Here is a 17,443-nt window from a genome sequence, read left to right as displayed (position 1 = left end):
CAGCAACGTGCTACATTAAGCCGATAATAAACAAAACCTATTTACGATAACAACGAGATAAGGAATCATCATGCAAGCGGTTTTTTTAGATAAAGGCACTTTTTCTGATAACGTCGATTTGCCAGCACCCGCTGGCGTTACTGATTACATTACTTACGATGATACGCCTCAAGCACTGATCATTGAGCGCTGCAAAGACGCCGATATTATTTTTACTAATAAAGTGCAAATCAATGCCGAAGCGATTGCTAAGTTGCCAAAGCTAAAACTTATTCAACTGACCGCTACGGGTATGAATAACGTTGACCAAGATGCTTGTGCTGAGCATAATATCGCGCTCTATAACGTCGCCGGTTACGCGGTGAAAAGCGTGCCTGAGCATACCTTTATGCTGATGTTAAATGGCATGCGTGCTGGTCTGCATTATCATAATAAAGTCACCGATGGCACGTGGGCAGATAATGGTAATTTTTGCCTACTTGATATCCCGCTTATAGATTTGGAAAATAAAACGCTGGGTATTATTGGCATTGGTACCATTGGCAAACGTGTCACTGATATTGCGCATGCTTTTGGCATGACGGTATTGTGGGCGGAGCACCAAGGGCGTATGCCGCGTAATAATGATTATACCGCCTTTGATGAAGTGCTCGCTTGTGCTGATGTGATTAGCTTACATTGCCCGTTAAATGAGAAAACTCAGCACCTTATCAATGCAGACACCTTGGCCAAAATGACTAAAAAACCTCTACTTGTCAACGTCGCTCGTGGTGGTATTGTTGATAGCCAAGCGCTTGCTGATGCCATTAACAATGAGCAGATTTTAGGGTATGGCAGCGACGTTTTTGAGCAAGAACCCATAGCTGCCAATGATCCTTTACTGGCTCTTGGTGAGCATCCACGCGTGATATTTAGTCCGCACAATGCGTGGGGCAGCAAAAGCGCGCAAGAAACCTTATGGCAAATGCTTAGTAAACAAGTCAGTGATTTTATCAATCAAGCTCAGTAATATTAATAATTAGTCAATTCTAACGACTAAACTGTAGCCACTCATCTTTGATTTTACAGTATTTGAGCATGATGCGATCGGTGACATAGTTATTGTTCACTCGCCAAGGATAGCGATCACCTTGTTTTGGCAGCTCATCCTTGGCACGGCTGACATACCCTGCCGATAGTGCCCCAAGTACCGTATCTGCCTGCATTTTCACTTTTTCGTGCTCCGTCTCAGCCTGCGCACATACTGTTTTGTATCCTTCTTTATTCATATAACTCAGTAAACGCAGCACATACTGACAGGCCAAATCAATCTTCAATGTCCAAGACGCGTTAGTATAGCCAAACATGATTGCCATATTTGGTACACCCTCAAGCATCACTGCTTTGTAGGTCATCCGTGCGCCTACATCGATCGGCTCCCCATCGACATATAAAGCTGCACCGCCTAACATCTGTAATTTTAGACCCGTCGCAGTAACGATGATATCTGCGTCCAAATGCTTGCCTGATGCTAATGCAATACCAGTTGAGGTAAACTGGCTGATGCTATCGGTTACTACTTCAGCGCGCTTGCTATGCAAAGCTTGAAACAAATCGCTATCAGGTACCGCACACAAACGCTCTTCCCAAGGATTATAAGCCGGCTTAAAATGGGCCACATCCACGCCACTACCTTTAAGCTCTTTTCTGACTTTATGGTTTAATAGCGCTTTCATCACCTTTGGCGCATAAATTGCCACCCGATAAACACCTTGTTGAAACATCACATTGCGCGTACGCAACAAGGTGTACGCCTGTGATTTTGATAAAGGTGAGAATTTACCTGATAGCAAGTCAAGCGCATGATCATCGCCCGGTACGCTTGCAACATACGTCGGTGAGCGTTGCAGCATGGTGACATGACGGGCACATTGTATACTACTTTCATCGACCAATGCCGGTATCAGTGTCATCGCCGTCGCGCCACTACCAATGACGACGACCTTTTTATCGTCGTATTGTGTATTTTGCCAATGCTGCGGGTGGACTATTTCACCTTTGAAGTTTTCTTCATTTTTAAAATGTGGTCTATAACCAGTTTCATAGTCATAATAACCGGTCGCTCCAACGACAAAGTTTGCCGTTAAGCTCAATACTTCACTGGTAGCATGATTTTTAATCATCGCCGTCCATTGCTGACTGTCGCTTGACCATGATAACTGCTGTACTTCATGCTGATAGCGAATATGCTCTACCACTTTAAACTCGCGTGCTGTATCAGCAATATAGCTTTTAATGTCTGCACCTTTTGCAAGCATCTTATGATCCAACCACGGACGGAAACTATAGCCAAAAGTCAGCGCATCCGAGTCAGAACGAATACCAGGATAGGTAAACAAATCCCATGTACCGCCCAAATCCTCACGTTTTTCTACGATTAAAAATCGTTGGCTATTAAGTTTGAGGCGTTTTTTCTGCTTAACGCTTTTACTATCAAAAAGACTTCGATGACTTTTTTGCGAGCTCTGCTGTTGCAAATGGCAAGCCATGCTGATGCCTGCGATACCCGCACCAATAATCAGTACCTCATAATCTGCATGAGCATCTGATGAATAAGGTTTAGCTTTAAAACGCTTTTTAAGCGCCTGCTTGGCAGTAGTCATATCAAGCATAATACAATCCTTGTTTTTGCAAATTGGCTGACCTATCAGAGCGCAGGATGCCCTACTAATTTTCCATAGCAACTTTACCTAGTAACTTTATCTAGTAATTTGCAACAATGCTAGATTTTAGTTTATTTCAAAAACACTAAAAAGGTGTTGGACTTTCCCAGTCCATCCACGCTCCAAGCGTTGGATGTTTTAGGCGCAGTTGCTGCGCATGTAGATTTAGTCTTGGCGCAATATCCAATGCAATACCTTCTGCATAAATCGGGTCACCAATCATCACATGTCCGACATGTACCATATGGACGCGCAGCTGATGACTACGACCGGTGACTGGTTTTAATAGGACGCGAGTTACTATTTGACCATCACATTCTTCATGCGCCAATACTTCATATAAAGTCAGCGCATGTTTTGACCAGTTAGGATCGACGATATGACGCGGTTTGGTTGCAGGCTCATAACGTACTGGTACCGATATCTTGCCAGTAGCGCCAACGCTGTCCCATTGACCAAACACTCGTGCTTGATAACTTTTTTGCGGTAGTCGGTCGATGAACTGCTTACTAATATTGGTTTGTGCCGCTGCATTTTTGGCGAAAACAAGCAGGCCAGAGGTATCCATATCGAGGCGATGAATCAGTTTGACGGCAGGATTGGCACGTTCAAGGCGAGCTAGCAAGCTCACTTTCAAGCTCTTACCGTCGACACTCAATAGTCCTGCTGGCTTATCGACTACCCAGATATCTTCATCTTCATAGACGGTAACTTTTTTTGCAAATGTTTGAAAAAACTCAGGCGAACGGGTTTTTTCTTCAGCATTAAGGGCATCGATTTTTTCATCTGTAAAGGGCATAAATGTGGGCTACTTATATGAATGGACTTATATTAATCAGTTCGGATATAAAAATCAGAATCCGTTATAGAATCAAAATGAAAGTAATCTTAACGAGCAGTTAAAGGCAGAAATAAATACAGTAGGTAACAGATAAAAGCCAACCCTGTATCCTTATGTGTCGATTTATTGTGCTAATCGTAATTGTTAAACAATTTAACCAGTCTACGTCTGTCAACTTTAGGCAAACATGTTAATATAATGGCAGATTTATACACATTCTTAACATTCGTTAGCTGGTCATCATTTTGGTATGACATTTATTGTTTTATCGATAAATGGTGACACATATAATAAAACAAGAGAGAAAAATTATGTCAGACCTTATTGTTAATACCACTGATGCCAACTTTGACCAAGACGTCTTACAATCTGACGTGCCAGTATTAGTTGATTTTTGGGCAACATGGTGTGGTCCTTGTAAAGCCATCGCACCTATTTTAGAAGATTTAGCGACTGAGTACCAAGGTAAAGTTAAAATCGTTAAAGTTGACGTTGATAACAACCCACAAGCGGCAAGCCGTTTTGGTATCCGCAACATTCCTACCCTATTCGTATTTAAAGGTGGCGAAAAAGTGGATTCAGTCATGGGCTTGCAGCCAAAGGCTGAATTGGCAAAAGTGCTAGATAAACATCTATAAATTAACGCATGCTTGCTTTGGTTATTCTTAGTAACCGCGCTGAAAAAATCGTAAACGTCAAAGCCATTATCTGATACAGATAGTGGCTTTTTTGTTGATTTTATGAGCAAAAAGCTAGATTACTTTACTTTTTTGGCAAAAATTATTGACAATACTATCTTTAAGCCCGTATAGTCTGCTGATAAGAGAACACTAATGGCTCTCCTAAATATCTTGTCGCTATTCTCCTCGTGTTTATCAACAAAAACACCATCGTCATTATTAAATACCACTACTGATCGAATGACTAAACACAATGACTGATATTGAGTTTTTGACGCAGACTCTTATGTAGATTTCTTTATCTTCACCTTTTATAACTTGTCTGCCTCTCTTGCGACAAGCTCATAAACTGACACATAAAATCAAAACTACATAAATTTTAACTCTGTATATATACCCTCTATCGCCCTAATAACATTGTTTTAATCACTGTCGTGATTTGTGAATAATGGCATCTCTCATCTTATCAACTGCTAACGACCTATCTATGAATCTTACTGAATTAAAGAAAAAATCAATCGCTGAGCTACTGGCCATCGCTAAAGAGATGGGTCTTGATAATATGGCACGTAGCCGTAAGCAAGACATTATCTTTGCCATTCTAAAAACTCATGCCCGTAACGGTGAGGCCATCTATGGTGATGGTGTACTTGAAGTGCTCCCTGACGGTTTTGGTTTTTTGCGCTCATCTGAAGGCTCTTATTTAGCAGGTCCTGATGATATCTATGTCAGCCCAAGCCAAATTCGCCGTTTTAGTCTAAAAACCGGTGACAGTATCGCAGGCACGATTCGTCCACCAAAAGACTCTGAGCGTTATTTTGCACTATTAAAAGTCGGTGAAATCAACTTTGATACGCCAGACCGCTCACGTCACAAGCTTATCTTTGAAAACTTAACGCCATTATTTCCAACTGAGCAGCTAAAACTTGAGCTAGGTAATGGTACGACTGAAGATTTGACTGGTCGTATTATCGACCTGATTGCACCGATTGGTAAAGGTCAGCGCTCTATTATTGTGGCACCGCCCAAAGCGGGTAAAACGATGCTGCTACAGTCAATAGCACAATCGATCACTCGTAATAATCCTGAGTGCTACCTCATTGTACTGCTGATTGATGAGCGTCCAGAAGAAGTCACCGAGATGGAACGTACTGTACGCGGTGAAGTAGTTGCATCAACTTTCGATGAGCCGCCACAGCGCCATGTACAAGTGGCTGAAATGGTCATTGAAAAAGCCAAGCGCTTGGTTGAGCACAAGCAAGATGTGGTCATTCTGCTTGACTCGATTACCCGTCTTGCCCGCGCTTATAACACTGTTATTCCTTCATCAGGTAAAGTGTTGACCGGTGGTTTGGATGCCAATGCGTTAGAGCGCCCAAAACGCTTCTTTGGTGCTGCTCGTAATATTGAAGAAGGCGGCAGCTTGACCATTATCGCCAGTGCCCTTATTGATACTGGTAGTAAAATGGACAGCGTTATCTTTGAAGAATTCAAAGGTACCGGTAACCAAGAGATTACCCTTGAGCGTGATCTGGCAGAAAAGCGTGTCTTCCCTGCCATTAATATCAAAAAATCGGGTACACGCCGTGAAGAACGTCTGCTTGATGAAGATAAACTGCGTAAAGTTTGGATCCTGCGTAAATTGCTACAGCCGATGGATGGTGTACAAGCAACTGAGTTCTTATTGGACCGCTTAAAAGAAGCCAAAACCAATGATGAATTTTTTGAGCAAATGAAGCGTAAATCACAAAATTGATTTTAAATCTTTTACGACAATAAAGTTATATAAATAATTGACGTTTTACTCATAAAGGCTGCCTATAAGGCGGTCTTTTTGTTTTTATTACTATTGGCTCTATCATTAGGAATAATTCGCGTCGAGAACAGTTAGCTTACTATCAGGATAAATACAATAACCCTAAGCAAAGGCACTACCAATGACACAGTGAGGCAACATAATTTACAGCTTACTTGCAAAGCTTAGCGTTTTTACTACGACCAGATTTATATATAAGGGCTACTATAAGGGTTAAGAACATACTGAAATATATACTGTATACTTAGTATTTTAAACTTGACGATTTAATAGGTGATATTATGAAACTTGCTAAAACTATCGCAATGACGGCTCTAACTAGCTCTGCTCTTATCATGGGTGGCTGTGCTACTAACGGATATAGCACTGGTCTAAGTAATACAGCTAAAGCTGCCACTGCTGGCGCTGCTGCCGGTGCACTGATCAAAAGTAAAGGCGATAGCAAAGATATCGCTCGTGGTGCAATCGCTGGTGCTGCTATTGGCGGCGCTGGTGGTTATATCTATGATCAAACCAGATAATCAGTTTTAAGCAGCTCTTTTGGCACATATATTTTATGAAAGATATTACCTAGCCAACTAGCTGACAAAAAAAGCCTGCAAGCAATTGCAGGCTTTTTTGTGTCTAACGATTATTATATTAACTATTAATCATACCAATCAATATAACTGGTTTTGTAATAGTCAGTGCTATAAAGCACCACTAAACGTATCACAAGTTTGCACATTACCGCTCTCTAGACCGCGCGTAAACCACTCTACACGCTGTTGGCTAGTACCATGAGTAAAGTTATCAGGTACTACCGCCCCGCCTCCTGCACGTGCTAAGCGATCATCACCAATCTGACCAGCAGCATTGATAGCTTCGTCGATATCACCTGCTTCTAAAAACTGTACGCGCTCTTGATTGCGCTGCGCCCAAACACCAGCAAAGCAATCAGCTTGTAGCTCTTGTAGGACAGACAATTTATTTGCTTGTGCACGAGTCACTTGACGGCTGGCTTCATTTACTTGTTGAGTAATACCAAGCAAAGTCTGTACATGGTGACCTACTTCATGGGAGATCACATAGGCTTGGGCAAAATCGCCCGCTTTGTTCTGATTGTCACTATCCCCTGAGTTTTGGATATCACCAGATATACCAAGCTTTTGACGCATCTCTACGAAAAACGACGTATCTAAATAGACCGTTTGATCACCTGGGCAATAAAAAGGACCAGTCGCTGAGCTGGCACTACCACAAGCAGAACTGACTTGTCCATTAAACAAAATCAGTGAAGGCTCTTTATATGTACTACCACCCTCATTGAATATTTGATGCCAAACCTCTTCAGTGTCCGCTAGGACAACTTTGACAAACTGTGTATCCCGATCGTCACTGGTAGCTGGTTCAGTAGATGTATTACCACCGCCTGCGACCTCTTGACCTGTTTGCAATGCGGTCATGGGATTTACGCCAAACACTAGCCATAAAATACCAGCAATAATGATACCGCCGATACCGCCGCCCATTAGCTTACCGCCACCACTACTAGTACGCACATTAGTACTGCCACGTCTGCCTTGCCATTTCATAATCCTTCTCCCAAAAAATACGATATCTTATGCCACTCATATCGATCATGATTCATGTTATATAGTTTTTAGCTCAATCCTTTGATGTCATATCTTGATAACCTTTGCTAATTTCATCTGCCACAGACTACAAACTGCTTTAAAACACTTAGCGCTTTTTTATATTTACAGCCAGTTATTGCGACTACCATTTAGCATTACTTATGTATCCGCTATCTTCTTTATTATGCTGTCATAAATAGCGCAAACAGATACAAAGTACCAGACATAAGAAATTTCTCTGCAATAAGCAGATGTCGTTGATTATACGTCGATTAATTTGACTTTTTGTATGGATAATTATGTAAAATAAGTAAAATAAAACCCTATTTACAATTTTATTGTAACTTAATTGTACAACCTCTTTCTATGCAGAAAGAAATCATATAGAATGCGTGAAAGCTGAGTAGCTGTGACTAAGACTAGTTGAATATCTGAGACATCTCGGATGTTCAACCTTTTTTGCTGCTACTGCTCATTTAATTATCCCGGAGAAAACCTTATGAACTTAAAATTACTTGCTCTAGCTGGTATCATGACTGCAACTATGGGCTTAACTGCCTGTGATAGCAACAAAGAAAACGCTGCTGAAGATTTATCTGACGCTCAAGAAGAAGTAACTGACGCTAAAGAAGAGCTAAACGAAGCTGCTGCTGAAGGCGAAGCTACTGCTGAAGCTGATGCTGCTGTTGCCGGCGCTGAAGCTGATATCGCTGATGCACAACTTGCTACTGCTACTGACGAAATCGATGCTGAAGTACCTGTAGACGGTACTACTACTAGCGTTGACGTAGCTAGCGAAACTCCAGCTGTAGACGCAGCTGACGAAGTTGTAGTTGAGCAACCAGCTCAGTAATTTTTATTTTTATAAATAAAAATACTGTACTAAAAAAAAGAGAGCTTATGCTCTCTTTTTTTATGCCTGCAATTTATGTTTTATATAACTGAGACAATGTCGCATAAAAAAATGATGGCTATAACAGTCGATTTAATAGACAACTGCGAACCATCACTTTTAGTCTTACTCACTACTATTATTGGTCAAATAGGCGCTCATCGACCTGTTGACGGAATTTTTGTCCTGTTTTAAAGGTCACAACGCGGCGCGCTGATACCGCGACGGGCTCCCCTGTCTTAGGGTTGCGTCCTGGGCGACTATTTTTGTCTTTAAGCTCAAAGTTGCCAAAGCCTGAAAGCTTGACCTCTTTGCCATCAATCAAACTCTCTGACAGTTCGTCAAAAAAATTCTCTACCAAACAGCGACCTTCTTGGCGCGTTAGGTTTAGATGATTCATCAAATGCTCAATCATGTCAGATTTGGTTAAGGTGCTCACAGTACGACTCCTATGCTATGTCGTGATGTCGAATATCATGGTTTAGCGGTATGAGAATTAGTGTTAGCTATTATAAAGGTTTTTGTGCGTCTTTTTAATAAAGTCTGCATTAAAATCCTTTATTAATAACCACTTAACTTACTCTATGAATAAAATTCTTCTATCAGTTAATAATTTTTATAAATAGCAAAAATCCATAGCCTCATTTATATTGAGGCTATAGAGTATTTGTCTTTTTCGATTAGAGGTTAGCTGTCACGTAGCTGTGCTGAATGCTCAACCGTTAATGCTTGTACCACTTTATCAGTGGCCGTTTTTACAGCGTCATCCGATAAGGTTTGCGTTTTATCTTGCCATATCAAGGCAAATGCTAATGAGCGTTGACCTGCTGGCACTTTTTCGCCTTGGTATACATCAAACAACCAAAGATCAGTCAAGAGTGCACCTGATGCCTTACGTATAGTTGACTCTAGGGTTTGAAGGCTGATATCGCTGTCTACTAATATAGCAATATCGCGGCGTACTTGCGGGAACTTACTTGGAGTAGTAATGGCATGCTGTTCACGAGCAAGCGTTAGTAATGGTGCCAATGACAACTGCGCAACCCACGTAGCTGGCAGATCCAACTGTTTAGCGGTATTAGGATGCAATTGCCCCAACCAGCCAACATACTGATCATCGATATAAAGCTTGGCACTTTGACCTGGATGCAAGAAAGCTAGTTCACTACGCTCATAGCGGATACGCGCACCATCCACTTGCGCAGGTAATAACTGCTCAATATCATGCTTAAGATCATAAAAGTCTAACGCACGGTTTTGATACGCTTGCTCGTCCCAAACATCTCCGACTGCTACTAATGCAATACTTGGTGTTTGTACCAACTCGCTAATGCTTTGACCAACAAAACTAAGACCCGTCTCAAAGAACCGAACGCGTGGCTGCTGACGATTGAGATTGTACTGCACGCAAGGTAATAAGCTTGATAGCAAAGTACGGCGCATCACGGCTAAGTCACTAGAGATAGGATTGGCCAGTGCCAACACTTCTCCTAGTGCTTTATCATCAAGCAAGGCTTCTATTTTTGCGTCACTAAAGCTAAAGCTAATGGCTTCCATATAGCCATTATCGACTAGCGCCAGCTTCATCTCGTGTGTCAAGTCTGCGGTATCGTCATAATCCATGCTGACTTGCAGGTGTGGCAAGATGCTTGGAATATTGTCATAACCATAGATACGAGCAATCTCTTCGATCAAATCCTCGCGGATACTCATATCAAAGCGATATGATGGCGGCATGCAAATCAGGCTATCTGCTTGCTGCTCTACCTTAAAGCCTAATTGAGTCAAGATACGTACCATGACTGCAGGCTCAATCTCAATACCGATGACATCACGGACTTTAGTAATCGGCAGTGTAATAGGTGCACGAGCCGGTAAATGCTTGCTACTTTCGACTGTGATTATTTGCCCCGCTTGAGAATTCGTTACACTGGTAATCAAATCAACAGCACGCGCTAAAGCAAGCGCTGGCAATTCAAAGTCTACCCCACGCTCAAAGCGTTGTGAGGCATCAGTATGCAGACCAAAACGGCGTGCGCGTGCAGCGATAGCCAATGGATTAAAGAATGCGCTCTCTAACACAATATTGGTGGTGCTATCAGTCACACTACTGCGTTGACCGCCCATAATTCCGGCAAGTGCAAGTGCGCCTTTATCATCAGCAATGACCAATTCATCACCGGTTAAGGTAATAGTTTGCTCATTCAACAAAGTAATCGTTTCTTCAGACTGTGCCAAACGCACAACGATATCGCCCTCGATAGTATCAGCATCAAAAGCATGTAGCGGCTGACCCAATTCCATCAAGACATAGTTGGTCACATCAACCAAAAAGTTGTGCGAGCGTAGTCCTGACTGAACCAGCGCATCTTGCATCCACTTTGGCGTATCGATACTACGATCGATATTGCTTATCGACTGTAAAAGGTAGCGTGGACAAGCTTCTACAGCACTGACTGTTACAGCTGGCATCACTTCGTTTTGAGTGAAATCGATATTATCAGGGATATTTGGCATTTGTAACGGCAAATCGTTAATGACGGATATCTCACGCGCAATACCACGTACGCTAAAACAATCACCGCGATTTGGCGTAATAGAGATATCCAGTATTTGATTGTCTAAGCCTAGATATTCACGGATATCCATACCGATTGGCGCATCAGCTGGCAGCTCAAGTAAACCATCAATGCTGTCGGTTAAATCAATCTCAGACGCACCGCAAAGCATACCGTTAGAGTCGACACCACGTAGGTTACCGTTTTTAATTGTGAAGCCTTTTTTGTCATCACTTGGCAAAACCGCACCAACAGTCGCAACAGGCACTTTCATACCAATAGTCACATTGGGCGCACCGCAAACGATTTGTAACCGCTCAGCTGCACCAATATTAACCTGCGTCACGCGCAATTTATCGGCATCTGGATGCTGCTCAACGCTGATAACTTCACCAACGACCACACCACTAAAGGCACGAGCGACTGCAAAGCGATCATCAATCTCTAGCCCTGCCATCGTGAGTTGTTCAGCCAATTGCTCACTGCTATTGTTGGGGTTTACCCATTGACGTAGCCACTGTTCGCTAATTTTCATAAGTATCTCGGATCAGAATTTTATAATAAATATTTTGAAGTAAAGGTTGGCACATTAACTTGTTATATTAACAAGGAGCACTTTTTATATAAACAAAGAGCACTCTAGCCAAACTGCTTTAAGAAGCGTACGTCGTTTTGGAAAAACAGGCGCAAATCATCGATACCGTAGTACAGCATCGCAAAGCGCTCAATACCCATACCAAAGGCAAAACCAGTATATTTTTCGGCATCAATACCGCAGTTGGTCAGCACTTGTGGATGCACCATACCGCAGCCCATGACTTCAAGCCATTTACCATTATCATCTAGGATATCGACTTCAGCTGACGGCTCGGTAAATGGGAAAAATGACGGGCGGAAACGTACGGTTAGCTCTTTGGCAAAAAACGCTTCCAAGAACTCACTAATCAAGCCTTTTAGCTCAGCAAAAGTGCTCGACTCGGTAACCATTAAACCTTCTAGCTGATGGAACATCGGCGAATGGGTTTGGTCCGAGTCATTACGATAGACGCGACCGGGACAAATAATACGAATCGGCGGCTCATTCTTTTCCATAGTGCGAATTTGCACGGGGCTGGTATGCGTACGCAGTAAATAATGCGCATCAAAATAGAATGTATCGTGCATCGCGCGTGCTGGATGATGCGACGGAATATTGAGCGCTTCAAAGTTATAGTAATCGCTCTCAACTTCAGGACCAGTAGCAACGTTGAAACCCGCTTGTATAAAATACTGCTGCATACGTTGGGTAATCATGGTCACGGGATGCAAATGACCTTTTTGACCACCGCGAGCAGGCAAGGTGATATCAATGCTCTCGCTTGCAAGCTTGGCATTTAGTGCAGCCACTTCTAGCTGCTGCTGCTGCTCTGTCAACGCATCTTGAATACGGCTACGGACTTGATGCAACCAGCCGCCGTAGGTTTTTTTATCGTCGCTGCTGAGTTTACCCATCTGCTTTGACCAGCCAGTTAAGGGACTCTTTTTACCGGTCAATTGCACCCGCAAATCTTGCAACGCACGCACATCGGTTACTTGTAGAATCAAGGCTTCAGCGGCACTGGCCAACTCATTTAGCTGAGCTTCATTAAGCTCGCTTAGCTCTGTGGACAAGGTCGGTAGCGCCGACAAATCGGTGGTAGCAGCAGGGGTAGTCATAAGACGCATTCTTCCTGATTTAAACGGACTATTAATAATAGTGATAGGTAATTGTAGGGATTTGACCAAATATTGCAAATCATTTACCCATTCATGTGACGATAATTTCAATGATATGAATGGCTTGAATATTTAGACGATGATAAACGCTATCCTATAACAGCGTATGTGATTCTGATACTAAAAGTAGGCAGTCAGATAATGTGATATAAAAAAAGCCACCGACCAGCGGTAGCTTTTATTAATATCAACCTATTAATCAATATTATTCCTATCCATGTAGATAACTACTTATCAATAATGATTTAAAAAGCAGCCTACCTAAAGGAAGGTTAATATTTATGCTAGTTCCGCTTTAGCTTTTTCGACCAACGCTGTGAAAGTCGCTGCATCATGCATAGCGATGTCAGCAAGTACGCGACGATCGATTGCAATGTTAGCTTTTTTCATGCCATTGATAAAGCGGCTATAGCTTAAGCCGTTTAAGCGTGCACCAGCATTGATACGTGCAATCCAAAGACGACGGAAAGTACGTTTTTTGTTGCGACGGTCACGATAAGCATATTGACCAGCTTTGGTCACTGCCTGTACCGCTACGCGGTAAACACGTGAACGGGCACCGTAGTAGCCTTTTGCACGCTTTAAGATTTTTTTGTGACGACGATTCGCCTGTACACCACGTTTTACACGGGCCATAAATTACTCCAAGATATTTTTAATCATTATTAAACGAATCACGATGTCATCAGATAATAGACATCGTTATCAAATTGCAAAGTCATATACTTTTAATTCAGTAGCTATTCATTAAACAGCGCTTAATTAAAGATAAATGACGATAGCCTATTAAATGTATGGGCACATACGACGAACTGCTGCTTCGTCAGACTTGTGCACCAACTTAAGACCACGCAACTGGCGAATACGCTTAGGTGATTTCTTGGTCAAAATATGGCTTTTGAATGCTTGCTTACGCTTAAAGCCGTTCGCTGTTTTTTTGAAGCGTTTAGCTGCACCGCTTCTGGTTTTCATCTTATTTTTCATGATGATTTGCCTCTTTTTCTGTTTTAGAACCTGGTCGTCAAATAGTCAATAATGATTAGTGGCTGTAAAAACAGGCACCAAACCTCTATTTGCCTCGAGGTGGGAGGCGACATTTTAACAGATCGTGCGCTGTTTTGCCAAGGAAAGTTTTAACGCTGTTTAGCGTATGTTGTTCTTTCTAATCACAAATACCTTGCTGCTTATTTTCGTCTTCCAAAACTTGGTTATTAGCCACTTAAAGCACACGCTTAGCAGCAAAAACTGAGCAGCCACAAGCGATAGCTAGCTGAAAACAAACTAGGCGATTTAAGAACACTGTTAATTTGCAATTCTTACTGTATCAAAATTCAGCTCGAGTATAATTGTGCTGTATTTACTGATTTAACATATTGAATGTCAGCTTAAGCTGTGTTTAAGTAGAGACTGCGTGTTGATAAAGCGCTTACATGAATGACAGATAGGCTGAATAACTATTATTTAGCGAATACTTAGCGACTTTTTATTATTTTCTACCTATAAGATGGCAACAAGATTATGACTTCACCTGCTTGGCTGGCTGCCGTAAATTTCAATGCAGATGGTTTGATTCCTGCAATTGCACAAGATTATGTGTCAGGGCGTATTTTGATGATGGCTTGGATGAATGCCGAATCCCTACAATTAACCGCACAAACGCAGACGGCGGTGTATTTTTCGCGTTCGCGTGGCAAGTTATGGCATAAGGGCGAATCCTCTGGACATACCCAACGCGTACATGATATTCGTCTAGATTGCGACGCCGATGTGATTGTCCTTAGCGTCACTCAAGTCGGTGGTATTGCTTGTCATACTGGCCGCGAGTCTTGCTTCTATCAGCGTTTGGATTTATCAGGGCAAACGCCTGAGTGGCAAACGGTTGATAAAGTATTGAAGGATCCTGCTGATATTTATCATTCAAATACAGCAACACAAGCCACGCCTGAAATTAATGAAGCGGCGGCGGAAAATATAGTCGATTCAGATACCAATCAGAATGACCACAGCCCCATCACTCGCTCCATCTTGCAGCAGCTTGATAAAGTATTAGCAGAACGCAAACAAGCGGATGCCGATAGCTCATATGTAGCAAGCTTATACGCCAAAGGTCTCAATAAAATCTTAGAAAAAGTCGGTGAAGAAAGTACAGAGAGCATTATCGCTGCTAAAGACTTTGCCAATTGCAATGAAAGCACTGATAAAACCCAATATGACGAAGCGCGTCATGAGCTGATCTATGAAGTCGCTGATGTTTGGTTCCATACCTTAGTAGGTTTGGCTTGGTTCGATATCGAGTCAGAGGCAGTATTAAATGAGCTAGGTCGACGCTTTGGTCTATCAGGTATTGATGAAAAAGCCGCTCGATAGCGTTTTATAAGATTAGCCATTACCCTGTTTGATTATTGTTGCTTTCACCTTTTTGTCATAACAGCAGGTTATAATATAGTGACGTGTTACTTCGCATAAGCGGTCGATAGCTTTTGTGTACGATCACAATACTCTATACACTCAACGTATTCCTATAAAGACTGAAAACTAAGACATAAGGATAGCATTATGGGCAGTTTTTCCATTACGCATTGGCTGATTTTATTGGTGGTGGTGGTTGTCGTATTTGGCACCTCCAAACTGAGAAATGCTGGTAAAGATTTGGGCGGTGCGGTCAAAGGTTTTAAAGAAGCCGTCAAAGATGAAAATACTGAACATGCCAAAAAGCAAGTGGTGCTCGACCATGATGGCAACGCACACACTGAAGAGCGCCCAACAACCACTAAGGTTGATGACACGCATAATGTATAGCATCTAGACAGTGACATCGAAACATTATGTTTGATATTGGGTTTTCTGAATTATTGCTTTTTGGCGTCATTGCCTTAATCGTCTTGGGGCCAGAAAAGCTGCCCCAAGCGGCGCGTACCGCTGGGCAATGGTATGCCAAAATTCGCCGCACGGTTTCTACTTTGCAATCTGAAATCGAAGCGGAACTTGACTTAGCTGAGACGCGCCAGCAAATGCAAAAAGAGCTGGCCAAAATTCGCCAGACTGAAGCAGAAATGCGCCGTGAAATGGCAGAAATGCGCGGCAGTATGCAAGAGTTTGAATCCTCGAAAAACCAGCATTTAAAAGCATCGCGTGATCCAGTCGATGGCAATACGCCTAGACAAAGTAGTCAAGCCAGTAGTGAGAATGATGATAATCGATCAGTACAGCCAAAAGAGTTTGACTACGCCTATGACAGTAATAGACAGGCTGAGAAACCAGAAAGCCCTGAGCAGTCATCGGCACAAGGTGATAACGACAGTCTAAAAACTGACTTTAATGATAACCCCAATCAAGTGATTCAAACGATCACAACTAGACCGTGGGAAAATATGTGGTTTCGTCTTGGTGCTTATGATAAAGCGCGTCGTTTACCGCAACCGCCTTATTTACCAAACTATAAAGCCGATATCTTACTCAACAGCCATCTAGACAGTCCTTTACCTAAACAGGCTTCTGTTAATAAGCAGGAGAGCAATTAGTGGGTTTATTTAAACGTAAAAAAAGCCGTCAAGAAAAAGTCGCGGATTCAGATATCGAGACCTCAACAGCTACCATTAATGGTAATGTCGACAGCAATATTGATGACTCTGGCGATATTCTAAGCTCACTTGGCGATATGCCGATTACCGAGCATTTGATTGAGCTGCGTCGTCATTTGATTAAGATATGTGTTGCCGTACTGGTAATATTCTTAGCCTTGGTCGGATTTTCACGCGAGCTCTATGATTTTTTGTCCGACCCATTGGTTGCTCAGTTGCCTGCCAACTCAACGATGATCGCGACGGATATCACCTCCAACTTTATGGCACCGATACGTCTGACTGTCTTTGTCGCAGCATTCTTTGCAATGCCCTACATTTTGTATCAAATCTGGTCGTTTGTCGCACCCGGTTTATATAAGAAAGAGAAAAAAATCGCCATTCCCGTTTTGATGTCCTCTATATTTTTATTTTATGCGGGTGTGGCTTTCTCTTATTTTATTGTCCTTAAAGGGGTTCTAAAATTCTTTATTATGTTCGCGCCGCAGAACGTCTTGCCAATGACCGACATCGACAGTTATTTAAGTTTTGCACTCAAACTCTTTATGGTATTTGGTTTAACCTTTGAGATTCCAGTCGTCACCTTGCTATTGATATTGACTGGCGTCGTCTCCATTCAGAGCTTAGAAGATAAACGCCGTTATATTATTGTCGGCTGTTTTGCCGTTGCTGCGGTCGTTACACCGCCTGATGGGGTGTCGATGTTGATGCTCGCCATTCCGATGTGGCTACTATTTGAGCTAGGATTATTTTTAGCAAAAATTTTAATTAAAGAAGAACATAGTCCTACCTTAGAAAGCGATACAGGGTTAAATAAAGAATAACATCACTAATCAGACACTTATTCCAAAAACAGCCAATGCGCTAATCTGTTAATATAACCAGCTTATTTGTACCTTTATTTTCTATCAGTTTTTTTATTATTGTCATGTGCACTTGCAAGTATTTTGCAATTTCATATGACGAGCCAGCCATTGTCTATGCAGTGGCTTTTTTTACCCC

The 17,443-nt window shown here is 42.2% G+C and carries 17 protein-coding genes; 9 read left to right on the top strand and 8 right to left on the bottom strand.

Annotation, left to right across the window (positions count from 1 at the left end; genetic code table 11):
• The first annotated feature begins 70 nt into the window (after positions 1–70).
• A complete protein-coding gene (locus tag FQ083_RS10080; protein WP_149409741.1) occupies positions 71–1,009 on the top strand; it encodes an NAD(P)-dependent oxidoreductase in 939 nt (312 codons plus the stop codon).
• A gap of 19 nt (positions 1,010–1,028) precedes the next feature.
• Here FQ083_RS10080 and FQ083_RS10075 read toward each other — a convergent pair whose 3' ends face one another.
• Both FQ083_RS10075 and FQ083_RS10070 read right to left on the bottom strand, forming a co-directional pair.
• A complete protein-coding gene (locus FQ083_RS10075; RefSeq protein WP_149409740.1) occupies positions 1,029–2,651 on the bottom strand; it encodes a flavin-containing monooxygenase in 1,623 nt (540 codons plus the stop codon).
• 136 nt (positions 2,652–2,787) lie between these two features.
• Positions 2,788–3,501 (bottom strand): RluA family pseudouridine synthase, encoded by a 714-nt coding sequence (locus FQ083_RS10070; protein WP_149409739.1) that lies wholly within the window; start codon positions 3,499–3,501, stop codon positions 2,788–2,790.
• A gap of 353 nt (positions 3,502–3,854) precedes the next feature.
• Between FQ083_RS10070 and trxA the strand changes: the two genes are divergently transcribed.
• The 3 genes from trxA (at position 3,855) to FQ083_RS10055 (ending at position 6,560) form a co-directional block, all read left to right on the top strand.
• Positions 3,855–4,181 (top strand): thioredoxin, encoded by a 327-nt coding sequence (gene trxA / locus FQ083_RS10065; RefSeq protein ID WP_020444406.1) that lies wholly within the window; start codon positions 3,855–3,857, stop codon positions 4,179–4,181.
• A 529-nt stretch (positions 4,182–4,710) separates the two neighbouring features.
• Positions 4,711–5,979, top strand: a complete 1,269-nt coding sequence (gene rho / locus FQ083_RS10060) for a transcription termination factor Rho (protein WP_020444407.1) — start codon at positions 4,711–4,713, stop codon at positions 5,977–5,979.
• Between the two features lie 341 nt (positions 5,980–6,320).
• On the top strand, positions 6,321–6,560 hold the full coding sequence (locus FQ083_RS10055; protein ID WP_011514602.1) for a hypothetical protein: 240 nt from the start codon (positions 6,321–6,323) through the stop codon (positions 6,558–6,560).
• 168 nt (positions 6,561–6,728) lie between these two features.
• Here the strand turns inward: FQ083_RS10055 and FQ083_RS10050 are convergent, their stop codons facing one another.
• Positions 6,729–7,613, bottom strand: a complete 885-nt coding sequence (locus tag FQ083_RS10050) for a neutral zinc metallopeptidase (protein WP_011514603.1) — start codon at positions 7,611–7,613, stop codon at positions 6,729–6,731.
• Positions 7,614–8,154: 541 nt separating this feature from the next.
• On the opposite strand from FQ083_RS10050, the gene FQ083_RS10045 reads away from it, so the two are divergent.
• Entirely contained in the window at positions 8,155–8,508 is a 354-nt protein-coding gene (locus tag FQ083_RS10045) for a hypothetical protein (protein WP_133104907.1), read from the top strand.
• Between the two features lie 178 nt (positions 8,509–8,686).
• Here FQ083_RS10045 and FQ083_RS10040 read toward each other — a convergent pair whose 3' ends face one another.
• From FQ083_RS10040 to rpmI, 5 genes are all read right to left on the bottom strand, one after another.
• Positions 8,687–8,986, bottom strand: coding sequence for an integration host factor subunit alpha (locus FQ083_RS10040; protein ID WP_011514605.1), 300 nt, complete (start codon positions 8,984–8,986; stop codon positions 8,687–8,689).
• 248 nt (positions 8,987–9,234) lie between these two features.
• Entirely contained in the window at positions 9,235–11,640 is a 2,406-nt protein-coding gene (pheT, locus tag FQ083_RS10035; RefSeq protein ID WP_149409738.1) for a phenylalanine--tRNA ligase subunit beta, read from the bottom strand.
• Positions 11,641–11,744: 104 nt separating this feature from the next.
• Positions 11,745–12,800, bottom strand: coding sequence for a phenylalanine--tRNA ligase subunit alpha (pheS, locus tag FQ083_RS10030; protein WP_133104909.1), 1,056 nt, complete (start codon positions 12,798–12,800; stop codon positions 11,745–11,747).
• 339 nt (positions 12,801–13,139) lie between these two features.
• Entirely contained in the window at positions 13,140–13,496 is a 357-nt protein-coding gene (gene rplT, locus FQ083_RS10025) for a 50S ribosomal protein L20 (protein ID WP_011281252.1), read from the bottom strand.
• Positions 13,497–13,646: 150 nt separating this feature from the next.
• A complete protein-coding gene (gene rpmI, locus FQ083_RS10020) occupies positions 13,647–13,844 on the bottom strand; it encodes a 50S ribosomal protein L35 (protein ID WP_011514608.1) in 198 nt (65 codons plus the stop codon).
• A 534-nt stretch (positions 13,845–14,378) separates the two neighbouring features.
• Between rpmI and hisIE the strand changes: the two genes are divergently transcribed.
• The 4 genes from hisIE to tatC all read left to right on the top strand — a co-directional run bounded on the left by hisIE (position 14,379) and on the right by tatC (position 17,265).
• On the top strand, positions 14,379–15,227 hold the full coding sequence (hisIE, locus tag FQ083_RS10015) for a bifunctional phosphoribosyl-AMP cyclohydrolase/phosphoribosyl-ATP diphosphatase HisIE (RefSeq protein WP_149409737.1): 849 nt from the start codon (positions 14,379–14,381) through the stop codon (positions 15,225–15,227).
• A gap of 189 nt (positions 15,228–15,416) precedes the next feature.
• Complete coding sequence (gene tatA / locus FQ083_RS10010; protein ID WP_011514610.1) at positions 15,417–15,659, top strand: Sec-independent protein translocase subunit TatA; 243 nt, start codon at positions 15,417–15,419, stop codon at positions 15,657–15,659.
• A gap of 26 nt (positions 15,660–15,685) precedes the next feature.
• The gene (tatB, locus tag FQ083_RS10005) at positions 15,686–16,381 is read left to right on the top strand and encodes a Sec-independent protein translocase protein TatB (RefSeq protein ID WP_133104911.1); all 696 of its coding nucleotides are present in this window, start codon (positions 15,686–15,688) and stop codon (positions 16,379–16,381) included.
• Positions 16,381–17,265, top strand: a complete 885-nt coding sequence (gene tatC / locus FQ083_RS10000) for a twin-arginine translocase subunit TatC (protein WP_149409736.1) — start codon at positions 16,381–16,383, stop codon at positions 17,263–17,265. Before tatB ends, tatC begins: the two co-directional genes overlap by 1 nt.
• Positions 17,266–17,443 lie beyond the last annotated feature (178 nt).

It is taken from the genome of Psychrobacter sp. ANT_H59, from assembly GCF_008369225.1.
In the GTDB taxonomy this organism is placed as follows: Bacteria; Pseudomonadota; Gammaproteobacteria; order Pseudomonadales; family Moraxellaceae; genus Psychrobacter; species Psychrobacter cryohalolentis.
This window is presented reverse-complemented; position numbering and strand designations above follow the sequence as displayed.

Bases quoted from the DNA above. Each gene is read 5' to 3' on its own strand.
- FQ083_RS10050 (WP_011514603.1), bottom strand. From the start codon at position 7,613: ATGAAATGGCAAGGCAGACGTGGCAGTACTAATGTGCGTACTAGTAGT.
- rpmI (WP_011514608.1), bottom strand. From the start codon at position 13,844: ATGAAAAATAAGATGAAAACCAGAAGCGGTGCAGCTAAACGCTTCAAA.
- rplT (WP_011281252.1), bottom strand. From the start codon at position 13,496: ATGGCCCGTGTAAAACGTGGTGTACAGGCGAATCGTCGTCACAAAAAA.
- tatA (WP_011514610.1), top strand. From the start codon at position 15,417: ATGGGCAGTTTTTCCATTACGCATTGGCTGATTTTATTGGTGGTGGTG.
- trxA (WP_020444406.1), top strand. From the start codon at position 3,855: ATGTCAGACCTTATTGTTAATACCACTGATGCCAACTTTGACCAAGAC.
- hisIE (WP_149409737.1), top strand. From the start codon at position 14,379: ATGACTTCACCTGCTTGGCTGGCTGCCGTAAATTTCAATGCAGATGGT.
- tatB (WP_133104911.1), top strand. From the start codon at position 15,686: ATGTTTGATATTGGGTTTTCTGAATTATTGCTTTTTGGCGTCATTGCC.
- FQ083_RS10045 (WP_133104907.1), top strand. From the start codon at position 8,155: ATGAACTTAAAATTACTTGCTCTAGCTGGTATCATGACTGCAACTATG.
- pheT (WP_149409738.1), bottom strand. From the start codon at position 11,640: ATGAAAATTAGCGAACAGTGGCTACGTCAATGGGTAAACCCCAACAAT.
- FQ083_RS10075 (WP_149409740.1), bottom strand. From the start codon at position 2,651: ATGCTTGATATGACTACTGCCAAGCAGGCGCTTAAAAAGCGTTTTAAA.
- rho (WP_020444407.1), top strand. From the start codon at position 4,711: ATGAATCTTACTGAATTAAAGAAAAAATCAATCGCTGAGCTACTGGCC.
- FQ083_RS10055 (WP_011514602.1), top strand. From the start codon at position 6,321: ATGAAACTTGCTAAAACTATCGCAATGACGGCTCTAACTAGCTCTGCT.
- FQ083_RS10070 (WP_149409739.1), bottom strand. From the start codon at position 3,501: ATGCCCTTTACAGATGAAAAAATCGATGCCCTTAATGCTGAAGAAAAA.
- pheS (WP_133104909.1), bottom strand. From the start codon at position 12,800: ATGACTACCCCTGCTGCTACCACCGATTTGTCGGCGCTACCGACCTTG.
- FQ083_RS10080 (WP_149409741.1), top strand. From the start codon at position 71: ATGCAAGCGGTTTTTTTAGATAAAGGCACTTTTTCTGATAACGTCGAT.